This window comes from Pantoea anthophila, assembly GCF_026104315.1.
GTDB lineage: Bacteria > Pseudomonadota > Gammaproteobacteria > Enterobacterales > Enterobacteriaceae > Pantoea > Pantoea anthophila.
On sequence record NZ_CP110472.1, the window covers coordinates 25,340 to 48,488 of the forward strand.

A 23,149-nucleotide genomic window follows, 5' to 3' on the forward strand; every position below is an offset into this window, starting at 1 on the left:
GGCATCATCCCGTGAGGAATAATGCCCTCACGGGATGGCAGCGCGCGAAGTGAGCGCTACCGGTTTGGTTAATTAAGCAGCCTGGGCCGCTTTTTCAGTTGACTGCAGTAAAAAATCTGACGCTTCTCTTGCATGCCGGCAGGCACGAAAAAGGGCTTTTTTGTCCTCTTTAAGCGCCTTCAGCCAGGAGTCGATATAGCTTTCGTGCTGGACCTCACCATAAACGCCAAGCTGGGCGCAGAGAAATGCGCTGCCCATTTCGGCTATCAGCTCCTCAAATGCATAAACCGGATCGCCAAACTTTCTGGATGATTTGGTTATGCCTTCGCGGTTGAGTCGTTTCTCATGGCCTGATGCATGCACCATCTCATGCAGCAGCGTGGACCAGTAATCGGCCTCGGTAAAAAATTGCTTCGCCTCCGGCATCACAATTCTGTCGGTGGACGGGCTGTAGAAGGCGCGATCCTGTAAACGAATGCTGATAGCCACGCCTGCGGCATCAAGCAGTTCCATTATCCGCTGCTCGGTCGGCCAGTGAAGCCTGCCCTGCTCATCTTCATCAGGTGAGGCATGCGGTATATCGACAGCAGATTCGGGTAACCCGTCACACTGATCGACGTTAAACAGGAAGTTGGGCTTTATCATCACCCGCGACTCCATCAGCGGATTACCTTCGGCGTCGAAACGCAGATTTCCGCTGAGATCTTCAGCCTGTTTTTCAAAAGGCTTGAAGATAACGGCCTGTGCGCAGGTTTCACCCTTACGAACCTGGCCGCCCATGTCCTGAGCCTGTTTGTATGTCAGCCAGCGATCCGTTTTGTATCCCTTCTCTTCGGCCTCAAGCCAGAGAAGCAGAACGTTAACACCGCTATAGGCGCGCCCCGTCGATGCATTGACCGGCAGCGGGCCCGCGGCGGCGTACTTATGTGTTGTGCGCCAAGGTTTTTTCCACGGCGCGACGCCTTTCTCAAGTGCTTCTACGATGCGATCCGTTACCTTCTGATAAAGATCGACGGTATCAGTTTTCTTAGTGCGACGCGCTTTGGTTGGTTTCTTCACGGGATACTCCTTTAGTAAAAAAAGGGCGTATCCCTCCCCTGATGGGCGAGAAATACGCCCGTCAGGGTAAGTTGTTAACGCACCGGAGAAATGATCTTTCCGTCGGCGGTTATGCTGTTTAGTCGCGACCGGAGTTGCCGCCTGGAATGATAAAAATCGTGGCGGACATGCCGCTTACTGTCAGTAAACATTGCTTCTTCAAGCATTGAAGCTGCCGAACCGAACCACCGGGCCCGCTCTTCGTCGCAGCTGCAGTCACTAAAATCCGCAGTCCTCATCAGGTCCATCCGTTCACGGAACAGCCCGAGTTTATGCTGACTGAGCCAGCTGATGGTTTTGCGCTTCAGCTGATAGGTTGAACGGACAGACAAAACAACCACCTTGTCTGCAGGCGTTATGGGACTGAAAAAAGCCGGGTCATCTACAGTGAGAGCGTACGTCTCAGAGATCTGACCAAAATTCAGTTCGACCTGCACGCCCGGGTCGGCACTCCCACCGCTGTATTCCAAGGCATAAATGCGCTCTTTGCGGTAGAACAGCTGGCCGGGTAATCCGTTCCTGAATTCCAGGAACAAACCTTCCTGCGAACAGATAACAAGCCTGACTGACATAGCCTGATGGTAGGTTTCATGAAACAGCTGCGCGAGCGCGTCACTGTTGAAAGTAAACATAGGATCACCTGCTGTAATAGCGGGATTTGTCTCCTTACGGAGAGCAAACCCCGAAGGATGGGTACAGGTCAGTCGTTGTGCTGCTGAGCAAGCCAGAACTCAATGCCTGATATAGCCTCCCACTCTTCAGTCGTGATCTGCTTGCCAGGACCGGAGGTTTTTACCAGCAACAGGTGTTCAATTGCGCCAGGTATAACAAACGATGCCGGTATTTTTTCAGGTGCTTTGGTAAACATATCCATATTCCATGCCAGCCATCGCTGCGCGAAAAGCCAGTTTTGTGGACAGGAACTGGTTATGTAATAGCTGTCCGGGCATAGGTTATGCAGAAGAACCAGCACGATGCGCACGAATAAATCCTGTTTGCATCGCTGGCTATTCACTTTGCGGTACGGCCGAAAATTATCCGAAAGCGTCTGCCTGAGGTAGAACGGATTGAGGCAGTAGCCTTCACCGTCCTTATGGTTGAACGTGACTGAACCCTCTTCATCAAAAAGTTCTGACGCGCGGTTCATGTCAAAACCCAGCTGCTTATAGGGCCGGAGCTGAGCAGGAAGAAGCCAGAATGCTTCTTTAACTGCGTCAGTAAATCTGAACCACTGTTCATCATTTATGGACGCTCCCTGCTCAAACTGGTAAACGCTTGGAAGGACCAGAGGCTCGGTTGGTGTATGTGTCATGGTGAATCTCCATTAAAAATGGGATTTACCGCCCACAGGGAGGTAAATCCCCGTTGGGTTAAGTTAAATCGATTGCGGGATCAGCGTTTGCGGGTTTTCTGTTCTTCGAGTGTGAACTCAAGTTCTGAAACCAGTCCCCAGTCAGCCGTCGTAAACGGACGTTCACCCCCGGAAACGCTTCTGATAAGCAGTTCATCAGCTGCGCCGGTAATGAAACCTTCCGTGCTGAAAGGCTGAGGAGCATCACTGCCACCAATCAGTTGGTGTCGTATTGCCCAGCGAACAGGAAGCGCCCAGCTGACGCCGCCAGCTGATGACGTTATCTCAAAGCAGCCTGAGCAATGGTGATACAGCATTAGCAGCGCAATCCGCGTGAAAAAGTCGATGGGCTGACCTTCCGTTTCAATACGCAAATCAGGGCTCATATCCCGGGTAAACATCACGCTTTTGAGTATGTAATTCCCTTCGTCTTTTCCACCGAATTCAAAAGCATCGGGGTGAGTAAACATCATAGATGCACGTTCCAAGCGTGTACCGTCAGTTGGCGAACACGGACGGAGATGTACCGGTAACAGCCAGAATGCTTCAGTGACTGCCAGGGTAAAACTGTGCCACTGGCTCGGGGATATCCATCCGGTCTGCTTCACGGTATAGGTAACGTGTTGGGGCGGTACGGAGATTGGTGTCATGATAAATCCTCAAAAAAAAAGGGGATTTATCCCCCTGATGGGGAATAAATCCCCACAGGGTTAAGTCTGATTAGAAAGATTCTAATCGGCTAATTGCCAGATCGCCCAAGCCTTCAGAGCGTCCATTTAAGGAAATCCGTTCATGCAAAGAGCGGTCAAGCCTGATGCTTATGGCACGGATGGAGTCAACCAAATCAGCACAGCCAGAACTGAGAAAACGATCCTGAACCATACCGAACTCAAGGTTGTATATGACGTTGATCTGAACGGCTATCGTGAAGGGCAGCTCACCGTATAGGTGCACCTGCTCGTCAAGGTCGTCCAGACCAAATCGCTGATAGGCTAATGCCGTAAGCATGTCGCACTCGTATTTAGCTAACTGCAGCATATCTGCCAGGTTTGTTGAAATAGTCATATTCCACGTCCCTTTACTGATATGCATAACGCAGGTTTGCCATCTGATTCGCCAGATTCAGTGCAAAACGGCGAGCCTGACGGTAAGAGCGGAATACCTCATCCGGCTTTTTCAAAGAACCAAACCGGTGATTACCGTAAAAAGTGCCGGAACGAGTAAGTATGCCGGCCGTCCATTTTCCTGAAGGTAACTGATGAACCTGAACCTTAAAGCTGAGTGAGCCAGTCCGGTTCGTTATCCACTCTTCTTTTCTTTTGCCGGCCGCAACGCGATCCCGCAGGGATAAAGCTGCAGCGATGGCTGCTGAAAAGATGCCTTTTATGGAAAGGGAGGTTGGTAATAAAAGGGTAATCATGGTGTTTCTCCTGTAAAACGGGAAACACCTGCCCTGTCGGGAAAGATGTTTCCCGAGGGGGTCCGCTGAGCGGATGGATGGTTAAGAAAGTAATCAGTCCTGACGCGTTAAGACGGTAAGTGTCGCCAGTGCTGACGTTGCCATTTGCGCCGTTTTACGGGCCGCTCTGAACGTATGAAACTCACCGTGACGGCTGTGCACAAATGCTTCCGACGGCTGTACGTCGATCATCTTACGGGCCATAACAATGGCGTGGTAACGACGATCGTCAAACCAGACGCGGGAGCGGTATTCATGCAGACCGGAGGGTGAGGCAAGCCAGGGCGTTCTTCTGATAGCAGCTTTCAGTCGGGGACAATCTGAAACAACGCGAGTTGTGGCAGAACGGGCCAAATCAAACGGTTTGCTGAGCTCAGTAAGAAACGAACGGATAAGTGACATGATTTCTCCTGAAAACGGGAGAAACATGAGCCCGCTCGGGAATGTTTCCCCGAAGGACGTAAGGCCGAAGCCGGATAGTTAAGAAACTACATGTACACCCTTTATTTCCCGTGCGAGAGTTTGTATTGAGCACACTAAATCTGCACAGGCCGGGGCGAGAAAATGTCCTATCTCAATTCCGTACTCGAAGGTGAAAATAGCGATTTCACTATCGATATGCATTTCATGATTAGGATCATCTATGCCGAGTTTTTTATAAGCTAATGCCGTGAGCAATTCGCTCTCGAGTGCAGCTAATCTCAGCATATCGGACAGAGTTGTTGATAGATTCATCATAGGTATAGTTTCTCACGATAAATGGAGAAACATGAGCCCGCTCGGGAATGTTTCCCCGAAGGACGAAGGCCGAAGCCGGATAGTTAAGAAACCTCGATCGTCACGCAGTAGGAGCGAAAACTGACGATATCTGCTTCCAGAGGTGAGCAGATGTACCACACTTTACGTGTACTTCCTTGCAGGCTTTGGAAGTGTTCGTTTGTAGCTACCCGAAGGCGGTCATCTCAAGCTACGAGACCATTGGTGGTTGTCCGAAGACAACGTGCGAAACAGGTTAATAATAACGTTTATTGTACTTATTGTTCAAGAAAATATCATTCATCATTCATCATTCTATTATATACGCGGGCAACATATGCACCCCGCCCGTCGCCATGCCCAAGATCCATTGAAACAAGCGCCTCAGCCTCCTTACGACTCATTCCATTTTCAACATGAAAATTAACAGCGTCACGCGCATAAGCATATCGCAGGCTGTGCGGAGCATTAACGCCGGTCATACCATTTTCTCTTAAAACATTATGAAAACGGTCAAGCGACTGATGAAGAGTAGGTTTATTAATCAACTTTCCATTATTTTCATTTGCATAAGAAATGGCTTGACTCAATAAGTGCATGACTTTTTCACGCTCAAATATTGTGACGTCCCGTGCCCGCCCGCCTTTTGATCCAAAAACAACGCTGATTTTATTTTCACCGGTAGCTAAAGTTTGCTTCCAGGTTTTGAGGGACTTTGCCGCCTGGACAACTTCTTCTGCACGAAGACCTATATATCTTGCAAGCTGAATTCCGATCGCCACTCCTTCATCTTTGGGCGAGACAGCAGCCACGATTTCGGCCAGTCTTTCATCAGTAATTGCAATTTTCTTCCCTTCCCTGCTTGCCCCTGAAATTTTCAGCGCCTCATTGCTTAAATTTTCATGCGAAGGATTAGCAAGGATATTCCTGCCTCCCTGTGAAAGCACAGAACGAATAGCGGCCATTTCATTCTGCAGCGTTCGGGAAGATATATTTTCTTCCTGTCGGCTTCTTATATAATACTCGATATGCTTTGTTTTAACATGGCTTACGTCCCGAATCTGAATATTAAGGGTTGCCAGTCGCTCCGAAAAGCGGCTGGCAATCTTAGAACGATCTGAAACAGTTTTAAAACTTCCTCCGCCCTGGCGTGCCAGCGTCACGAGTTGTTTACTTAATTTATTGGACATATCCACCTCTGCCAGAATCCAGAACATTCAGCACGCATGTGCTGACCGTTCTGTAACTCTGTGCGCTTACATCTCTTCCCCGACGGCGTGGTTGCCTTTGCGCTTCCTGCGGCTCAACTGGTATCTGTGCATCGGGGCGGCGAAATGTTGAGTTCTTGCGAGGCTTCCCCAGGTCTCTGACCTGTTTGCGGCTTGCGCCGTGCTGACGTGAGTCAGTCTGCCTCCGTACATCAGTTTCCTGATGTCGCCATCGATACCGAGTCGATCATTCTCCTTGTAGTTGAACGCCCCTGACGTTTCGTTCGTCAGTGCCGCGTTGTGGTTGATAAATAGCCAGAGTTGTTCTGAAAACACGTACTACGTGCACGTCAGATTGTACCGGTCTGTTGAAAACCGCACTGTACGTGGGTTTGGACGTTATGCGCTGCGCGCGTCACTTTGTTCTCGTTTCACTCGAACCAAAGTGACGCCGCGCAGCTTCATGCTCCTAATGCGTCTTCCGCAAGCGCCCAAATGTTCCAAATGGGCTTATGCGTCATAGCAAAAGTCGGATGCAGCTCAGGCCGTACACCTGAAAAGCTTCATAACGGAAGTGTGCGAAACAGCATAAGCTATGCCGTTCGTGAGATGCCTGGCGTATGTAAAAGCCGTGGCTGAGATGTGTATATAAACCTTCATCGTCTGCGACATAGATGCGCTGTTAAGGACGATATCCGCTTCCAAAGGTGAGCAGATTTACCACGCTTTTGCGTTCCCCCTTTCAGGCTGCGGGAGTGTTTCTTGTAGCTACCCGAAGGCGATCCTCTCAAGCTACCGGACCATTGGTGGTCGTCATTGACGACATAGAACAGTTGAAAATATATCAATCAATCTGTAGAAATGTCAAATGTTAGATTTTGAATTAATATACAAAGCTAAAACTCATCACAGGAGTAATCGTGAATATTGAATGGTTAAAATTTGGTAGTTATGTATTACCTGCTATTGCCATGACACTTAATTTTGCTGCAAGATTTAAGACACTTACAAATGAGAGAATATCTATTTATAAAGATATCAAGCCGCTTTGTACAGCGATAGAAATGAAACCCTATGAGATAAAGGCGATTGACAAAGAAATAAATAATCTAATTCTATTTGAATCCACGCGAATTAGAAACCCTCTTTTAGCGCAGCAGCATTTAAAAATATTAAGTTGTAATGATCTTAATGATATTCAAAAATCAAGAATTAAGAAACTTGCACATTGCATTGATCAGGAGGCTAATGACACCGCAACAGGAAATAAAGAAATAAAACTCACGCTCAACAAGGAAAAATACAAAAAAAGAAAAGCGGAGGGTTTCGGCTATATAATCACGTGCCTTATTGCTTATTACATACTTTTCTTTTCGGCGCTTAGCTTTCCCAAAGAAGACATTCCAATTTCAATAGCAATGCTTGTTATGTCCCTTGGCCCTGTTTGGGTTATATTAGTAACAATAGCTACATACCCCGTGTATGGATTTTATAAAGACAACAAAAAGATCATCGATTCATTGAATGTTTTTTGCGATTAAATATAAATACTGGTCAGATAAAAACCCCATGAATGCGGTGGATTTTTATTAGGAGGGCTTCACCATCAAAGAGACGTTAACAGAAATAAATAAACTATTTAGAAGGTAGTCATATTTTTCCGGCAACCAAAGTTCTATGTAACTCCGGTTAATACGCAGATCAATATGTCAGGTCTTTAAATGTCACTATATTAACAGTATGGGGCCGGAAGAATCCCCCCTACTTTTTCTGCCACGTTCTACCAGTAATGCGCCATAGGGGACGATATGGGGATCGCCCCTAATTTGGCTACCAGGCTTTGCCAGTGCAACGCCTAATAAGTCGGTATGGGAATCGCCCCTACTTTTGCTATAGGGTTCTGCCAGTGCAGCGTCCAAAAGGAGGTATGGGAATCGCCCCTATACTTGCTGTCTGGTTCTGCTAGTGCAGCCCCTAAAGGCCGATATGGGAATCCCCCCTACTCCCGGGCGCTACGTAATTGCAGCTGGGCCGCCGGCGCCGGTTATGGGAAACAGCCCTACTCCCAGGCGTGCCGGAACAGCCGCTGAGCCGCCGGCACCAATTATGGGAAACAGCCCTACTTCCGGACGCGCACGCACCGCAGCTGAGCCGCCGGCACCAATTATGGGAAACAGCCCTACTTCCGGACGCGCACGCACCGCAGCTGGTACGCCGGCGCGGGATGTGGGAAACAGCCCTACTTCCGGACGCGCACGCACCGCAGCTGGTACACCGGCGCGGGATGTGGGAAACAGCCCTACTTCCGGACGTGCACGCACTGCAGCTGGTGCGCCGGTACGGGATGTGGGAAACAGCCCTACTTCCGGACATGCACGCACCGCAGCTGGTGCGCCGGTACGGGATGTGGGAAACAGCCCTACTTCCGGACATGCACGCACCGCAGCTGGTGCGCCAGTGCGGGATGTGGGAAACAGCCCTACTTCCCGGCGTGCACGCACCGCAGCTGGTGCGCCAGTGCAGGATGTGGGAAACAGCCCTACTTCCCGGCGTGCCGGAATGGCCGCTGAGCCGCCGGCGCCAGTTATGGGAAACAGCCCTACTTCCCGGCGTGCCGGAATGGCCGCTGAGCCGCCGGCGCCAGTTATGGGAAACCGCCCTACTTCGCGGCGTGCCGGAACGGCCGCTGAGCCGCTGCCACCCGTTATGGGAAACCGCCCTACTTCCGGGCGGGCCGCAACTGCCGCTGAGCAATCGGCGCCAGTCATGGGAAATCGCCCTACTTCCGGACGCTACGTGATGGTAGCTGGCACCTAGGTGCAGAATATGGGAAACAGCCCTAGTAAGAATATAGGGCCGTAGTGAGGAAGGTACAGCTGAGGATCTGATAAAATAAATGAAATATCTTATTGTTTTGGATAGATATTAAAAATTAACTTCCCGTTAGAATCTGCTTGATAAGAGACTCGCAAAGGGGTTTTATCATTGATCTGTCTTAGAGCAGGTTCTAAAAATGTACGTTTGAGTTCTGCGAGATTAGATTTCTGAGACTCGGGCAGCATGAATCTTTCAGAAAGCCAATCATGAGAAGTGACCCAAATCTGAGAGCTTCTGAACTGGCAGAGGCTCTCATAAAGTCGCACAGTACGCGGGTTTTTGAGGCTTCCACAGTCCCTGAGTGAGTAGGTAGTGAACTGACTTCCCAGTACATACAGATAAGGCAAAACCTTATGGTTAAACTCTATTTCCCATAACCCTTTACTGGAACGTCCTCCTGCTTCTGTTAACCAAGGACGTGCGATCACATCGTGGCGGCCAGTCTTGGGATAGAAGATAATGGCAGAACGTGAGAGCTCGAACACACCTTCTTTAACGTCACGACTAGCCTGATTACGGCTTACATTGAAGATATCTTCGTAATCTGCAACAGCAACAGTAAATATTGGATTTGCAGACTCCTCTTCATCAGTGAAGTAAGTTTGCATAAGACATAGCCACAACACACGTTTTGCCTTTAAAGATAAATGATAAGCAGCTTCAGTCAGCTCATTAGATTGCTTAACATTTATCTTTTTTTTCAACACATTAGCCATAGCAATAATCTTTTATGGGTTAATTTATGTCCCCCACAATATCATTCAGTACACACAAGTCAACTAATTATTAATTCGTGTGTGATGTAGGGCTAATTCCCATGGCATGTAGGGCTGATTCCCATACGAAGAAGGGCTGATTCCCATATTAAGTAGGGCTGATTCCCACAACATGTAGGGCTAATTCCCAGAAATAAGGTAATTTTATTCAATAAAATCATTACTTTAAGCCACTCTAAAAAGCTTTAAAAAGATATAAAATACTAATTAAAAAGCTATTAAAAATAGTGCTGTGGATAAGTGGATAAGTTAACATCGGCATAGAAACCGGCTTCACTACGTTCACCCGGTCAACCCCTCTGCAGCGCAAAAACAAGTTTTGCACTGCCTCGCGGTTTTGATTTAAAACTAACGAATCTTCACAAGTACAGTGACTTTATACTTCTATTGACTATGACAAGCGCTACACTTAACCTTCTACAAAATGATGATTTTAGGTGACATATGGCGCAGAAAAAACAAATGACACAGCAGGAATGGGATCGATTAGTTCCAGCTATGGCAACTTATGCGCACATAACAACTGAGATCGGTTATGCAGTTTTAGTTGAAGGCGAAAGGCAGACAGATGTAGCCGTTCGCGTAGGTCGGACAAAGCAAAACGTAGCGAATGCAGTAAAACGCATATGGGAACTCTACCAACAGGTGACAACTGATGATGGAGAAAACCTTGAATTAGTCAGTGTTTGGTTGCCAAAACCGGAAGCGGATAAAGTAAGAACGATCGCGGCTAAATTTTCGATCAACGGTGATAAAGTTAAATCGTAGAAGATGGAGCACAAATGGCGTTTCAATCCCCTGCAGCTAACTTCACAGAACAACGTCTTGATTTTACTAGCTTGGTAAACCTCTCCTCACACTCCTCATACGTCTTCAAAAGCGCAAGTGATTACCCTGATATTGGTATACTGAAAGGGTCATTGCTGGCAGTAGATCGAGCAATCCCCTTTAAACATGATCAAATCGTCATTGCTAACGTTGGTGATGATCTTGTACTTCGCCGCTTACTACTCACTCCGATAGCAGCTCTCCAAGAACTGGATGGTCCTAAAACAATCACACCAATGCCGTCCAACCAAGATGTACCAGTCTGGGGTGTAATCGCATACGTCCTGACTGATATGGCTGGATCAGGCTTTAATTTCAACGAAGAAGCCTAGCTAATCCCCGCCTACAAATTTCATCTTGTAAAAAACCTCCGCAGAACAAATACTGTATACATAAACAGTATTTTGATGAGCCTATCCCTATGTTTCCGCTTGCTGACGCTAATAATTTTTATGCTTCTTGCGAAAGGATCTTCCGCCCTGACTTGAAGGGGAAGCCAATTTGCGTAGTGTCTAATAACGACGGATGCGTGATAGCACGCTCAGCTGAAGCCAAAAAGTTGGGAATCCCTATGGGTGCCCCACTTTTTAAAAATGAGCTTTTTTTCCGCGAAAATGGCGTGATTATTTTCTCAAGTAACTATGCCTTATAGTATGTTAAGTGGAATGCAACATTGAGTGAGTAATCTTTAAGCAGCGATATTGCTGTAAGAGGTGAACACCATGTTGATTCCACCAAATGGACATGCTCTGTTACTTGCAGAGCGCTGGCTGAAACTATTATCGGATCTGGGTCGCGCGCAGGCGACGCTAACAGCCTACCGCAGTGCCCTCCGGCATTATTTTGCGTTCTGCAGCCAGAACAGAATTGAACCTGAAAAGGCCCGGTTTGAAGATCTGGCTGCCTACATCCGCCCTCAGCTGCCTGGCATGCCTTACCCTGCGGCCAGTGCCACGCTCCAGCTGCGCCTGTCTGCTATCCGTCTCTGGTATGACTTTCTTGTTTATCAGGATATATGCAGTCTCAATCCGCTACCCCGCGCGGGTTTACCGGGTGCCATTTATACCGGGCGGGGGCTTGTCCCGCGTATCACCCGCTTACCTGTAATACCTGACAATGAACAATGGCTGAGATTTCTTAAACATGTTTCAGCTGCTTCCCTGCGGGACCGGCTGATGCTCGCACTGGCCTATTTTGGTGCACTCCGCCGTTCAGAGGTGACAGCCCTGACGCTTGAGGATATCGACCCTGCTCATCGCTTGATCCGTATCCGCCCGGAAACAACGAAAAGCCGGCGTGAAAGGGTTGTGTGCTATGGTCCGGACATTACGCCGGTACTGGCAAACCTTTTCCGGCAGCTGAAGCAGGCTGGCCGGACACAGGGGGCGTTGTTCCGTTCATTTTCTGATCGTAATTACGGCACTCCTCTTTCTGTGTGGAACTGGAGTAAAACCGTGCGCAGATGGGCTCTGGATACGGGGCTTCCACAGATTACAACCCACTCCTTTCGCCATCTTCGCCTGACCCACCTGGCTCGGGCCAGCTGGAAGCTGCATGAGCTGGCGACTTATGCTGGACACAGAGATCCGCGCACCACACAGATTTATATCCATCTGTCAGGTTCCGATCTGTCTGGCCGGATAACCGCAGCCGTGGCTGAAACCGACAGGAAAGTCGCTGGCCTTATTTTTCAGGCGGGGGCTTACTGATGAGCGGAAAAAAAAACACAGTCACTTATGTACCTTTCAAACGCACAGATTTTCAGCTGAGCGATGCGCTGAGTCCTGAGGAAAAAGACGCGATACGTACAGGCTACCGGCGGTCTGCTGCGCTCGATCGGCCAGATACCCTGCCATATTTGCTGCTGCCTCTGCAGGACATTGCCTCACGAAGCAGTATCAGTGTCAGACTTGCCAGAATTACCCTCCTTGCCGTTCTTGCAGAAACGCACCGGTCGGGTCAGCCCTGCTGGCAGTGGACGCAGGAAAGATGGTTAACGCTCTGTGAGCAACACTGTTCCGGCAGGCCTCTGCTTGCTGCTTTTGCCTTTCATCTCGGTCCGTTTTCTTCTCCGCTCAGCCTGCCAGTGCATGGCGCACCGTCGTTGTACGCCAGTGCTATATATGGCCGGAGTATTGTCAGTCATGAAATTAACCGGCTGACAGACGTTCTGATCTCAATGGGATATGCCGGGCAGAATCAGAAGCACAATATGTCCGGTATGCTGGGTGTACTGATGCTGATGAACAACGACCCGCGTCTTGAAACTTTTACGACAGACCTCCTGTGGCGGGGGCAGAACTGCCACGACCGGGGAATCGCAAGAGCTACGGGGAAAATATCCTGTGCGCTTGCTGCTATGGGAATTATAGAGAGCCCCCTGAGAATGCGTAACTATCAGGAATGGCATGAAAAGCCAACACAAGGTATCGCACCTGACTGGGCGCGGTGGTGCCGGATGTGGCGGGAAACGTCGGTACTCCGCCTCCGCTCCAGAGAAACTCAGTACAGTTTTATTCTCCGCTGTGGCCTGTGGCTTGCCCGGGAAAAGCCGGAAATATGCGAGCCCTCTGACTGGACAATGGAAACCTGCGCCAGCTTTATTGCAATGGTCGGCAGACTGAAAGTAGACGAGCTGTCACTGGATACAAAGAAAGGGGGCAGACAATCAAAACGCTCAGGAGAACCCCTGATGCCGCATTCCCGCAGCCGGTTTGTTTATGCCATTCGCCGTTTTATGCTTGATTATGAAAGCTGGGGATGGGGGCAATTAAAGTTCAGTCCGGCCCGCCATCTGTCCACGCCTGATACACCGCTGTTTCGTCAGGGCGTGAGCCCCCGCGTTATTGATGATCCGGTCTGGCTCAGACTGGTCTGGGCGAGTCTGAACCTGCGTCAGGAAGATTTGCTGAGCGAAATTCATTATCCCCTGTCTATGCTTCAGGCTATGGCGGTTATCTGGACGCATGCCGGGCTGCGACAGAACGAGCTGTTGCGCCTGACAATGAACTGCGTTACCCCACAGGCGGATGACATTCTGCAGGAAAACAGCAGCCCTGTCCCGGCCGGTACTCTGTGCTATCTCAGCGTGCCAGCCGGCAAAACGTCTAAAGCTTTTGTTAAGCCAGTCTCGTCTGTTGTGAAAAAATATGTCGATATCTGGCTCAGTGAGCGTCCTCAGGAGCAGGCAGCATTTACGGATGAACGCACCGGCGAAAAAGTTCGTTTCCTGTTTCAGAACCGGGGTAAACCGGTGGGAAGAAACATAATAAATCTCACTGTCATTCCGCTTCTCTGCGCCAGAGCGGGTATGTCTGTGGAAGATTCACGCGGTCCCATTACCAGCCACCGCGGCCGTGCTTCTGCCGTTACAGCACTGGCCAGTGTTGCCGGGGGGATGTCTTTACATGAGCTGATGCAGTGGTCCGGCCATTCATCCCCACAGTCAACGCTGCATTATATTCGTATACGTCCGACTCAGCTGGCCGCTTCGTTCGTCAAAGCCGACAGGGTCTCTCATATGATAAGCGTGCTGATTGACCACGATCCGGAAGCCGCCAGTCTGACCGGACCCGCGACGTACTATGATCTGGGGGACTCATACTGCACGAACCCTTTCTGGAGCAGCTGTCAGCACCGGATGGCCTGCATCGGCTGCGATTTTAACCTGCTTAAAGACAGCGCGCGCGGGCTGATACTGGAGAGTAAAGCATCCATCCGGCGTTACCTCGAAGAGGTTCCGCTCACTCCCGATGAGAGATCCATACTGGAGCAGGATGCTGAAAAGGTTGAGCAGGCTCTTACAAGACTGGGCCCACTATCCTGACGGATCAGATGCCTACGATGTCCGGCCTGAGGGTATCGGTGCAGAGTCAGTACAGACGACCGAACGTCGTATTGATATAAATCTGATTATAGCGGGCGTGATGCCGTGACTGATGGAGCAGCAGATGAGAAAACAGAAGCGATGTATGGGGTATGCGGCTGTCGTGGTCGATGACTACGATCGTGCAATTGAGTACTACACCGATAAGCTGGGCTTTACCCTGATTGAGGACACGCCGCAGCCGGGTAAGCGCTGGGTCGTGGTGACGCCGGACCCTGACAGCGACTGTGCTATTCTTCTTGCCCGCGCGTCGAATGACCGGCAGGAAGGCTTTATCGGCAACCAGTGCGGCGGGCGGGTTTTTCTGTTTCTGCAGACCGACGACTTCTGGCGCGATTACAATGCTATGAAGGCAAAAGGCGTCCACTTCTGCCAGGAGCCGCGCGAGGAAGAATACGGAATGGTTGTCGTGTTTGAGGACATCTATGGCAATCGCTGGGACCTTTACCAGAACAGGCAGACCTGAAACTCTGTTACGACAGTGTCCCCGGATCTACGGGAAGCCTTACAGGCGTAAACCCTGTCGGTTCAGGCCCGCAGAGAGCGCTTCTGGACAATATACTGAACTGTCTGACCTCAGTGCAGCGGTCGCTGCACTGAGGTCTTCCCTGAATAGAGGCCGTACGGTCCGGGTTAACCACACAGCGTCATGATATAAAATCCGGCCGCCGTCATGGCCAGCGAACCCAGCACGTGTATCAGCACCGAGGCGGCTGCCCAGGCATAGCTGCCTGACTGCAGCAGGGCAAAGACCTCAGCCGAGAACGTGGAGAAAGTCGTCATTCCGCCACACAGCCCGGTGGTAATGAGCAGCCGCCAGGCCGGATCGAGGCCGGGATGGCGCAGAAAATACGCCAGCGCCGCCCCGATGATAAATCCACCCAGCAGGTTGACCAGCAGCGTCCCCGGCGGCAGGTCCGGAAAAAGCGCGTTCAGGCGCGCACCCAGCTGCCAGCGGATAACACACCCCATGGCACCGCCGGTGATGACGGCAAAAAGCTGATTCACATTCACTCCTTTTATTTTTTCACATTCAGAACATAACGCGACACGACCTGTGCGGCCGCATCCATTTCATATACGGCAGGCACGCCGGTCGGGATGTGCAGCTGTGCCACGCTGTCGTGGGGAATGCCGTCCAGAAAGGCGGTCAGGGCGCGCAGCGTGTTGCCGTGCGCCACGACCAGAACGGTACTTCCGCAGAGTATCTGCGGCATCACGGCGTGCTGCCAGTAGGGCATGACGCGACGCAGCGTCATTTCCAGGCTTTCCGTCACAGGCAGGTCGGCCAGCGCAACGCGGCGGTAGCGCGGGTCCCGACGCAGCTGCGCCGGAGCCTCTGCGTCCGCGGGTGGAATGCCGCTGAAGCTTTTGCGCCAGAGCCGGACGGTCTCTGCACCCATCATCCGGGCAGCCGCTTCCTTGTTCAGCCCCTGCAGCGCACCGTAATGCCGCTCGTTCAGCCGCCAGTGTTTGTCCACGGGCGTCCAGCTGCGGTCAAGACGGTCCAGCACCCGCCAGACCGTGTGAACACAGCGCGTCATCACCGAGGTGAAGACCCGATCGGGCAGCAGCCCCGCTTCCCGCAGCGCGTCACCGGCCCGGTCAGCCTCCTGCCGCCCCCGGTCCGTCAGCGGCACGTCTGTCCATCCGGTAAAGCGGTTTTCCCGGTTCCACTGGCTTTCGCCATGGCGCAGGAGAATCAGCGTTGAAGGTGCCAAAGGCTGTGCTCCTGTGCCGGCCGCTGGCCGTCCAGCGGATCTGTTACGTGCGGCGCACAAACGCATGAAGCCCCGCGTAGTGTGCATCGTCACCCAGCGCCTGCTCAATGCGCATCAGCTGGTTGTACTTTTCCACGCGTTCGCCGCGGCACGGCGCGCCGGTTTTCAGGTGTCCCGCGCGCAGGGCCACCGTCAGGTCGGCAAGGAACGAGTCCGTGGTTTCCCCGCTGCGGTGGGACATGAACGCGCCCCAGCCGTGCCGCTGGCAGAGCGCTACGGCGTCCAGCGTTTCGCTGAGCGAACCTATCTGATTGAGCTTGATCAGCGCGGCGCTGGCGAGGTTTTCGTCAATGCCGCGCTGGATGTACTTCACGTTGGTGACAAACAGGTCGTCACCAACCAGCTCGGCCCTGCCCGCAAGCTGCTGGTGCAGATGCTTCCAGCCCGCCCAGTCGTCCTCGGCCAGGCCGTCTTCCAGCAGGATGACCGGAAACTGGTCCATCAGCTCGCCGTAGTATGCCGTCATTTCCGCCGCGCTCAGCGCGCTGCCCTCGGTGCGCAGATGATACTGACCGTCAGCGTAAAACTCACTTGAGGCGGGGTCCATGCAGATGCTGATGTCCTCTCCGGGCCGGTATCCCGCCTTTTCAATCGCCTGTACGATAAACGCCAGCGGGTCGCGGTTCGACGACACGGCGGGCGCAAAGCCGCCTTCGTCGCCCACTGCCGCCGAGAGGTTTTTGTCCAGCAGGATCTGGCGCAGCGCCTGATAGACCTCGCTGCCCTGGCGCACGGCCTCGCGCAGCGTGGGCGCGCCGTGTGGCGCTATCATGAACTCCTGAAAGTCCGCGCCCTGACCGCGGGCGTGCACGCCACCATTGATGATGTTCATGCACGGCACGGGCAGCAGGTTCGCCTGCAGGCCTCCCAGGTAGCGCCAGAGCGGCTCTTGCGAGGCCTGTGCCGCCAGCCGGGCCACCGCCAGCGACACGCCCAGAATGGCATTGGCACCCAGCCGACTCTTGTTCTCCGTGCCGTCCAGCGCCAGCATAATGTTGTCCAGCTGACGCTGTTCGCGCACGTCGCTGCCGCGCACGGCCTGGCAGATTTCCGTATCAACCGCCCTGACGGCATCCAGTACGCCTTTGCCGCCAAAACGGTGTGCGTCACCGTCGCGGCGCTCTGCGGCCTCGCGCGAGCCGGTACTGGCCCCGGAAGGCACCGAGGCGCGCGCCATCATCCCGTCCGCGGTCCGGGCTTCAACTTCAACGGTGGGGTTGCCGCGCGAGTCAAGAATTTCACGGGCGGTCACGTTATCCAGTGTAAAGCGCATGGTGTTTCTCCCGGTTCAGTCAGTCAGGTGAGTGATAAGCACATCCACCGTAAGGTGGTTGATGTAGTCCGCCGAGCGGGAGGTGAGCATTCCCATAAAGCGGTTTCGGTGCCCGGCAAGCACGAGGTCCACGCCCAGCTCAGCGATGCACTTCTCCACGTCCTCAACGCGGCGCATGGTCACCAGCTCCCGCGTGTCTACCGTCTCAGGCACAGAGGCCGCCAGCTCACTCATAAATGCTTTGCCTTTCAGCACCTCTTCCGACACGACGTCGTCCATCAGGCTGTCGGACACGTAGTTCATCTCCCGGTAGTCGTCGCTGATGTGCGCCAGGGTGATTTTCATGCCGAGCGGCTGCGCCAGCGCAACCGCGCGTTTCAGCAGGAGGGTGCCGTCGTCTTTATCGTTCACAAGTATCAGTGCGTGGGTGTAGCAGGTCATAATGAACTCCCGTTCTGGTTAAGGCGGGACTCAAGCCACGACAGAAGCTGCTTTTTGCGGCTGAGCATGCCCGGTATTGAGCAGGAGGCGGCGTTAACGCTCTCCCGCCCGGCGAAGTAAAGCGTTGAAAACCCGCCGCGAATGTCGGTCAGCATCAGTACCGCCAGGCCAGCCCCCGACTGGTCTGCCAGATACGCCAGGGCTGCGAGCAGGTCGTCCATCACGGGGGCAACCTGTGTCGGTGAGCTGACCTCAATCTGGGCAATGCGCACGTCGGTACCGGCAATGACGAAGGCCTTGAGGTCCCTGTCCAGCAGCTGCTGTGCGCTGAGGCCGCTGACGTCTGTTTTTGCGGTGAGGAGGTCACGAGCGAAGGCTTTGCGGTTTACGCCGGCCAGCACGCCGAGCTCGGTGGCCGAACGGATATCGTCCTCGGTGGTGGTCGGCGAGCGAAGGTTCACGGTGTCACTCAGGAGTGCGCCCAGCAGAAGCACGGCGAGCGTCGGGGGCAGCGTACGGCGCACTTCAGCGTCCATCAGCAGCCAGAGCAGCGTGGCGCTGCTGCCAGCCGGGCGGATATGCACCTCCGGCGGCAGTTGCGTTATCAGCCCGCCCAGCCGGTGGTGGTCAGTGATGCCCACGACGTTGCTCCGGAGCAGGTCGTCAGGCCCCTGCGCCGGCTCGGTGAAATCAACCAGCCAGACCCGTTCATCCTTTAGCGGAAAAGCGAGCAGCGGCGGCAGCGTCAGGCCGGCGGCGTCAAAGATAAAACGGGTTTCGCGGTTAGCCTCGCCGAGACGCCATGCGCGGGCGTCCATGCCGCGCCCGGTCAGCCAGTGCGCGGTGACGACGGCCGTACAGATAGCGTCGCTGTCAGGATTGATGTGGCCAAAAACGTGTATCAAGGGTCTCTCCCCATAAAGGGAAGTACGCAGGCCGGGAAGAAAGTAAGGACGGCCTGACGCACCTCCTGAAAATCAAGAGTCGCATCAGGCGTCATCAGCTCCGGAACGGAGCGGTTGGGAAAGGTGGAACGCCATCACCCTGTGATCTGAGTATAGAGCCGGTTGCAAAACCTGTCAGTATTATTCCGGCTGCGCTCTCAGCCCGCCAGCGCAGCGCGTGCTTCGCGCAGTACCCGACGAATTTTTTCCGGCACCGCCGGGCTTGTGCAGAGCGAGAGCGGACTGGGATGAGGCATCGTCAGCACCGTGACGCCTGGGCGCAGCTGACTGACCGTCCCGCGTGCCTGCGCCGCTACGGCACCGGCCAGCACCACCACGCGCAGCGCGGGCAGATACGCCAGCATGTCCTCAAGCCAGGCGCAGCCGGTACGGATGTCCGCCGCTGAGGGCCGTTTCTGCGGCCCGTTACTGACCCAGGGCACCGTATTCCACAGCACGCTGTCCCGGCGCGCAATACCGGCTTCCGCCAGAAACCGCCCCAGATTCTTCTGGGCCGGCCCCGGGTTATCACGCGACACGAACCGGGGTGACGGGCTGCTGCGCGCCGGCGACTGCAGCAGGACGAGCAGTCCGGCCCCGGTCCCGCCGTCGGCCGGATCAAACCACGGCAGTTCCACGCCGGCCTGACGCTGCCCGCTGACCCAGTGATTCAGCGCGGCCACGTGCGGCGCGGTGACTGCCGCGAGGCGTTCCTCGCGTAAAAACGGGTCCAGCAGCGATGCGCAGGTTTCACTCACGGCTTCCGGTCCAGGCCTGCCAGGCAGGGAGAAACAAACAGTTTACCGCTCCATGCTCCGCGCACTGTTTTCACCGCGACCAGCAGCCACATGGCCGCCAGCATGACGACAAGAAGCGCACCGAAGCCTTTAAAGAATGCGAGGTCAATCAGGGTAGACAGCTTCAGCGTGGCCACGGTGTACACGCCCAGCGGGAAGGTAAAGCCCCACCATCCGAGGTTGAACGGGATGCCTTCACGGAAGTATCGCACGGTTATCAGCGTGGCCAGCAGCATCCACCACAGGCCGCAGCCCCAGAAGAGAATGCCGGCAACGAACCCTATACCCTGCGCGATGTGACCGATTTCCGGCATGCCTGCCGCGGCAAACACCCCGGGCGCATCGCCACCGATGACCAGCATACCGAGCGAACCGGTGCCAATCGGCCCCAGCGCCAGCCAGCTTGAGGCCGCCATGCTTTCGTGTGGTAGCTTGTGCAGCGCCATACGCAGCAGCAGGATGGCAAGGATGCTCAGCGCCACCGGCACAGAGTACGCCCACAGCACGTAGCTGGTAATAATGATGCCGAGCTGCGCGTGGGGGTCGGCAATGTGCGGCGCCAGCAGGCCGCCGCTGACCGCCGCAACCTCGGCAGCCACGACCGGCAGTAACCAGACGGCGGTCATCTGGTCAATGCTGTGCTGCTGCCGGGTAAACATCATGTAGGGAATACACACGCCGCACAGCAGCGACATCGCCACGTCCAGCCACCACAGGGCGTGCGCCACCGGAATAACGTCTGCGCCCCACCGGGGAAGACCGAACGCCAACAGGCCGTTGATGATGGTCGCCATACCCATCGGGATGGTGCCGAAGAACATGGACACGGTTGAATGGCCGAAGATGCGCTTTGCCTCACCGAAGTACATCACCCAGCGGGCCAGGTACATCACGGCAAAGACGCTGAACAGCAGGATGTTAAACATCCAGAGCCCTTCCGCGACGAGGCGCAAACCCGGAACCGGCCAGGGGAACTGCGCCAGAGACAGCGACAGGATGCCGGTCCCCATGGTGGCGGCGAACCAGTTAGGCGTGAACTGACGTATGGCCTCTTTCGGGCTGCTCAGTGCGCTCAGCGGGCGCGCTCCGTTATGCAGGGTAAATATTTTATCGTTCATGCCGTAATCTCCTGAGTAGACAGAAAGAGTATAGGCACGTCGGGTTAAATCTTTAAAACGGGTTATTCAGTTAAAATAAACCAGTAAAAGTGGTTAAGCTCCCCCACTCCGGGAAGGACCATCACAGCGCCGGAGTGAGGGAGGGACTGAATCAGGCCTGCGGCGGGCTTTTAATCGTTGCCGTGACGCGGTTCTGTTTCATGTCAACTACCGAAATACTGAGGTCTTTATTCAGCACCCACGCGCGGGCACCGTCTTTACTGAAAACGATGGCCTGGCGGGGCGCATCCAGCCCGGTAACGGTGGCGACCACCCTACCGGCGGCGGTGTCAATAACGGAGAGGCTGTTGTCACCCAGGTTGCCGCTGTAAACATAGCGGTTATCCGGCGTCAGGGCGGCACCGTAAGGGTCCTGTCCCACGGGAATGGTTGCCGTAATGGCGCGCTTCTGCGTGTCAACCACGGCGATGGTGTTGCTGCCGCTGTTAGCCGCGTAAAGTGTGCGGCCGTCGGCGCTGACAGAAATGGCGCGCAGCTTGCTGAAGCCGGTTATCTCGCCGCGAATCTCGCCCGTTACGGCGTCAACCAGGGTAATTTTGTCGCCCTTAAAGTTGGTGACGTAGACGGTTTTGCCGTCCGGGCTGATTTTGATGCCCTGACGGGGCTGGGCAAAACCCGTCACGACCGCAACGGGCCGGTTGAGGGTCAGGTCATAAACCGAGAGCGTGCTGGCGGCCTCGTTATTCACATACAGGCGCTGACCGTCACGGCTGATAGCTGTGCCGAATGCCCCGGCCCCCAGCGGCAGCGTGGTCTCCACGTCAAGCGTCCCGGTGCTGATTTTTCTGACCACGCCGAGGCTACTATCTGAAAGATATACAGCCTTCCCGTCGGGGGAGAAAAGCGCATTGCGGGGCGTGACGTATCCCTTCAGCACCTTTCTGACCTTCCCCGCGGTAAGGTCGTAAACCACCACGTCAGAGCGCTCACTGTAGGAGGCCACCGCCGTTTTTTCATCGGGACTGACAGCAAGAGAATTATTGTGGATATCGCCGTCAAACGTCCAGCGCGCCTCTGCGGCACTGGCGAGAGTGCTGATGAGAAGAAACGCCACCGCGGTCAGTCCCGGGATACTGTATTTTTTTATCATCATTTTTTCCTGCATAGGGGTGGTAAGGAATAAGATTCATTGCCCGCTTAAGGGCTTCAGAAGAAGCGTGGCAGATAAACCCCCTCACAGGGAAATCGATTTTCCGGCTATGCCTTACCAGTTCACTTCTTTATGCTCTGAGTGGAGGTAAGCTGCAGCAATTTAAGTCTGAATGAGTGAGGCTCTGGATTTCAGTCGATGAGGTATAGTTGCTCATTTTTTTGTTTAAATTGCATTCCACATAAACGGCGATATGAGTAACCGTATGATGTCGATTCTTGGGGATATGGCACCAGGTCAGGAAATTTACTCTATCGATGAAAGCTTTTTAGACTGCACCGGTATTGCTAGTTACATGCCTTTAGAGGAATTTGGTCTTCAAATGCGTAGCCGCGTTAAGAAAGAAACCGGATTAGTAATTGGCGTAGGTTTTGGCCCTACAAAAACTCTGGCTAAGCTGGCTAATCATGCGGCTAAAAAATGGAGTAAAACTAACGGCGTAGTTGATCTTTCATGCCCGGAACGTCAGCGCAAACTGATGGCTATAGTAGATATAGATGAAGTCTGGGGTGTCGGAGGCCGTATCAGAAAGCGGCTGGAGGCCATGGGCATTAACAAGGTGCTGGATCTGGCTAATTGCAACACCACTATGATAAGAAAAAATTTTAACGTCGTTCTTGAGCGTACAGTTCGAGAATTGAATGGAGAGTCCTGTATAGCTCTTGAAGAGGCTCCCCCACCGAAACAACAGATCGTATGTTCCAGGTCATTTGGACAGCGTATAACTGGGCTGGAGGACATGCAGCATGCAGTAGTAACGTATGCCACCCGAGCCGCAGAAAAAATTCGAGAGCAGGGTTCAAAATGTAGGCACATCAGTGTTTTTATAGCCACTGGCCGCTATGGCGATGAACCTCAGTATGCTAATACTTCATCCTTAACCTGTGAATATCCAACCAGTGATACGCGTGACATCGTGGGTTTTGCTATCAGGGGCTTAGATAGCATATGGCGTGATGGTTATCGATATGCCAAAGCTGGCATCATGTTAGGTGATTTTTACCAATCCGGAATCGCACAGCTTGATATGTTTAGTGAAAACCAGCCTAAAGCCAATGCGGATGCCTTGATGGCAGCTCTGGACACAATCAATAAATCCGGGCTTGGGAAGGTTTGGTTTGCTGGGCAAGGAGTTGATAACCCATGGCAGATGAAAAGAGAAATGCTGTCGCCCAGATATACAACGAGCCTGAAGGAATTGCCCATCGCTAAATAATACACTTGGCTATAGAAAGATGGAGCTGATCAAATTTATCTTAGTTACATCATCCTAATAAAGCGCTTAATGCACTAGGAGCTTTAACTTCAAGATTTGTATCGTATATTATTCTATAATGTATATACAT

Annotated in this window: 25 protein-coding genes, 1 pseudogene and 1 riboswitch; of the genes and pseudogenes, 8 read left to right on the forward strand and 18 right to left on the reverse strand. The window is 53.2% G+C overall.

Annotation, left to right across the window (positions count from 1 at the left end):
* Nucleotides 1-72 precede the first annotated feature (72 nt).
* From OJ965_RS02285 to OJ965_RS02325, 9 genes are all read right to left on the reverse strand, one after another.
* The gene (locus OJ965_RS02285) at nucleotides 73-1,059 is read right to left on the reverse strand and encodes an ArdC family protein (RefSeq protein WP_265135720.1); all 987 of its coding nucleotides are present in this window, start codon (nucleotides 1,057-1,059) and stop codon (nucleotides 73-75) included.
* A gap of 74 nt (nucleotides 1,060-1,133) precedes the next feature.
* A complete protein-coding gene (locus tag OJ965_RS02290) occupies nucleotides 1,134-1,730 on the reverse strand; it encodes a hypothetical protein (RefSeq protein ID WP_265135722.1) in 597 nt (198 codons plus the stop codon).
* Between the two features lie 68 nt (nucleotides 1,731-1,798).
* Entirely contained in the window at nucleotides 1,799-2,410 is a 612-nt protein-coding gene (locus tag OJ965_RS02295) for a hypothetical protein (protein ID WP_265135724.1), read from the reverse strand.
* An 80-nt stretch (nucleotides 2,411-2,490) separates the two neighbouring features.
* Complete coding sequence (locus tag OJ965_RS02300) at nucleotides 2,491-3,099, reverse strand: hypothetical protein (protein WP_265135726.1); 609 nt, start codon at nucleotides 3,097-3,099, stop codon at nucleotides 2,491-2,493.
* A gap of 70 nt (nucleotides 3,100-3,169) precedes the next feature.
* Entirely contained in the window at nucleotides 3,170-3,514 is a 345-nt protein-coding gene (locus OJ965_RS02305) for a hypothetical protein (protein ID WP_265135728.1), read from the reverse strand.
* A gap of 13 nt (nucleotides 3,515-3,527) precedes the next feature.
* Nucleotides 3,528-3,869 carry a hypothetical protein gene (locus OJ965_RS02310; protein ID WP_265135730.1) on the reverse strand — a complete coding sequence of 114 codons (342 nt, stop codon included), beginning with the start codon at nucleotides 3,867-3,869 and terminating at the stop codon, nucleotides 3,528-3,530.
* A 93-nt stretch (nucleotides 3,870-3,962) separates the two neighbouring features.
* On the reverse strand, nucleotides 3,963-4,310 hold the full coding sequence (locus tag OJ965_RS02315; protein WP_265135732.1) for a hypothetical protein: 348 nt from the start codon (nucleotides 4,308-4,310) through the stop codon (nucleotides 3,963-3,965).
* Between the two features lie 78 nt (nucleotides 4,311-4,388).
* On the reverse strand, nucleotides 4,389-4,646 hold the full coding sequence (locus OJ965_RS02320) for a hypothetical protein (RefSeq protein WP_265135734.1): 258 nt from the start codon (nucleotides 4,644-4,646) through the stop codon (nucleotides 4,389-4,391).
* 314 nt (nucleotides 4,647-4,960) lie between these two features.
* Entirely contained in the window at nucleotides 4,961-5,854 is an 894-nt protein-coding gene (locus OJ965_RS02325) for an integrase domain-containing protein (protein ID WP_265135748.1), read from the reverse strand.
* Between the two features lie 938 nt (nucleotides 5,855-6,792).
* On the opposite strand from OJ965_RS02325, the gene OJ965_RS02330 reads away from it, so the two are divergent.
* Complete coding sequence (locus OJ965_RS02330) at nucleotides 6,793-7,413, forward strand: hypothetical protein (protein ID WP_265135736.1); 621 nt, start codon at nucleotides 6,793-6,795, stop codon at nucleotides 7,411-7,413.
* A 1,365-nt stretch (nucleotides 7,414-8,778) separates the two neighbouring features.
* Here the strand turns inward: OJ965_RS02330 and OJ965_RS02335 are convergent.
* Nucleotides 8,779-9,465, reverse strand: coding sequence for a replication initiation protein (locus OJ965_RS02335; protein WP_064691066.1), 687 nt, complete (start codon nucleotides 9,463-9,465; stop codon nucleotides 8,779-8,781).
* Between the two features lie 504 nt (nucleotides 9,466-9,969).
* On the opposite strand from OJ965_RS02335, the gene OJ965_RS02340 reads away from it, so the two are divergent.
* The 6 genes and pseudogenes from OJ965_RS02340 (at nucleotide 9,970) to OJ965_RS02365 (ending at nucleotide 14,705) form a co-directional block, all read left to right on the forward strand.
* Nucleotides 9,970-10,293: a TrfB-related DNA-binding protein gene (locus OJ965_RS02340; RefSeq protein WP_140034305.1), complete on the forward strand. Its 324-nt coding sequence runs from the start codon at nucleotides 9,970-9,972 to the stop codon at nucleotides 10,291-10,293.
* A gap of 14 nt (nucleotides 10,294-10,307) precedes the next feature.
* Nucleotides 10,308-10,685 (forward strand): S24/S26 family peptidase, encoded by a 378-nt coding sequence (locus tag OJ965_RS02345; protein WP_187506543.1) that lies wholly within the window; start codon nucleotides 10,308-10,310, stop codon nucleotides 10,683-10,685.
* Nucleotides 10,686-10,774: 89 nt separating this feature from the next.
* Nucleotides 10,775-11,002, forward strand: a pseudogene (locus OJ965_RS02350) (Y-family DNA polymerase); the annotation flags it as partial.
* Between the two features lie 73 nt (nucleotides 11,003-11,075).
* Nucleotides 11,076-12,062, forward strand: a complete 987-nt coding sequence (locus tag OJ965_RS02355) for a tyrosine-type recombinase/integrase (RefSeq protein ID WP_265135744.1) — start codon at nucleotides 11,076-11,078, stop codon at nucleotides 12,060-12,062.
* Nucleotides 12,062-14,179, forward strand: coding sequence for a tyrosine-type recombinase/integrase (locus tag OJ965_RS02360; RefSeq protein ID WP_265135615.1), 2,118 nt, complete (start codon nucleotides 12,062-12,064; stop codon nucleotides 14,177-14,179). Before OJ965_RS02355 ends, OJ965_RS02360 begins: the two co-directional genes overlap by 1 nt.
* A gap of 124 nt (nucleotides 14,180-14,303) precedes the next feature.
* A complete protein-coding gene (locus tag OJ965_RS02365) occupies nucleotides 14,304-14,705 on the forward strand; it encodes a VOC family protein (protein WP_265135617.1) in 402 nt (133 codons plus the stop codon).
* 167 nt (nucleotides 14,706-14,872) lie between these two features.
* Here OJ965_RS02365 and crcB read toward each other — a convergent pair whose 3' ends face one another.
* From crcB to OJ965_RS02405, 8 genes are all read right to left on the reverse strand, one after another.
* A complete protein-coding gene (gene crcB / locus OJ965_RS02370; protein ID WP_236263659.1) occupies nucleotides 14,873-15,211 on the reverse strand; it encodes a fluoride efflux transporter CrcB in 339 nt (112 codons plus the stop codon).
* A gap of 47 nt (nucleotides 15,212-15,258) precedes the next feature.
* Nucleotides 15,259-15,960: a 2,3-bisphosphoglycerate-dependent phosphoglycerate mutase gene (locus OJ965_RS02375; protein ID WP_095708198.1), complete on the reverse strand. Its 702-nt coding sequence runs from the start codon at nucleotides 15,958-15,960 to the stop codon at nucleotides 15,259-15,261.
* A gap of 43 nt (nucleotides 15,961-16,003) precedes the next feature.
* Nucleotides 16,004-17,293 (reverse strand): phosphopyruvate hydratase, encoded by a 1,290-nt coding sequence (gene eno / locus OJ965_RS02380; protein WP_095708197.1) that lies wholly within the window; start codon nucleotides 17,291-17,293, stop codon nucleotides 16,004-16,006.
* Nucleotides 17,294-17,308: 15 nt separating this feature from the next.
* Nucleotides 17,309-17,734: a universal stress protein gene (locus OJ965_RS02385; RefSeq protein WP_095708196.1), complete on the reverse strand. Its 426-nt coding sequence runs from the start codon at nucleotides 17,732-17,734 to the stop codon at nucleotides 17,309-17,311.
* Nucleotides 17,731-18,639, reverse strand: a complete 909-nt coding sequence (locus OJ965_RS02390; protein WP_265135621.1) for a DHHA2 domain-containing protein — start codon at nucleotides 18,637-18,639, stop codon at nucleotides 17,731-17,733. The genes OJ965_RS02385 and OJ965_RS02390 overlap by 4 nt, the downstream gene beginning before the upstream one ends.
* Before the next feature lie 78 nt (nucleotides 18,640-18,717).
* A riboswitch (Fluoride riboswitch) is annotated at nucleotides 18,718-18,787 on the reverse strand.
* A 49-nt stretch (nucleotides 18,788-18,836) separates the two neighbouring features.
* Nucleotides 18,837-19,436 (reverse strand): uracil-DNA glycosylase family protein, encoded by a 600-nt coding sequence (locus OJ965_RS02395; protein WP_265135623.1) that lies wholly within the window; start codon nucleotides 19,434-19,436, stop codon nucleotides 18,837-18,839.
* Nucleotides 19,433-20,593, reverse strand: coding sequence for a TDT family transporter (locus OJ965_RS02400; protein ID WP_265135625.1), 1,161 nt, complete (start codon nucleotides 20,591-20,593; stop codon nucleotides 19,433-19,435). Before OJ965_RS02400 ends, OJ965_RS02395 begins: the two co-directional genes overlap by 4 nt.
* A 151-nt stretch (nucleotides 20,594-20,744) precedes the next feature.
* Nucleotides 20,745-21,743 carry a YncE family protein gene (locus tag OJ965_RS02405; RefSeq protein ID WP_095708192.1) on the reverse strand — a complete coding sequence of 333 codons (999 nt, stop codon included), beginning with the start codon at nucleotides 21,741-21,743 and terminating at the stop codon, nucleotides 20,745-20,747.
* Between the two features lie 265 nt (nucleotides 21,744-22,008).
* On the opposite strand from OJ965_RS02405, the gene umuC reads away from it, so the two are divergent.
* On the forward strand, nucleotides 22,009-23,019 hold the full coding sequence (gene umuC, locus OJ965_RS02410; RefSeq protein ID WP_265135628.1) for a translesion error-prone DNA polymerase V subunit UmuC: 1,011 nt from the start codon (nucleotides 22,009-22,011) through the stop codon (nucleotides 23,017-23,019).
* The last annotated feature ends 130 nt before the right edge of the window (nucleotides 23,020-23,149 follow it).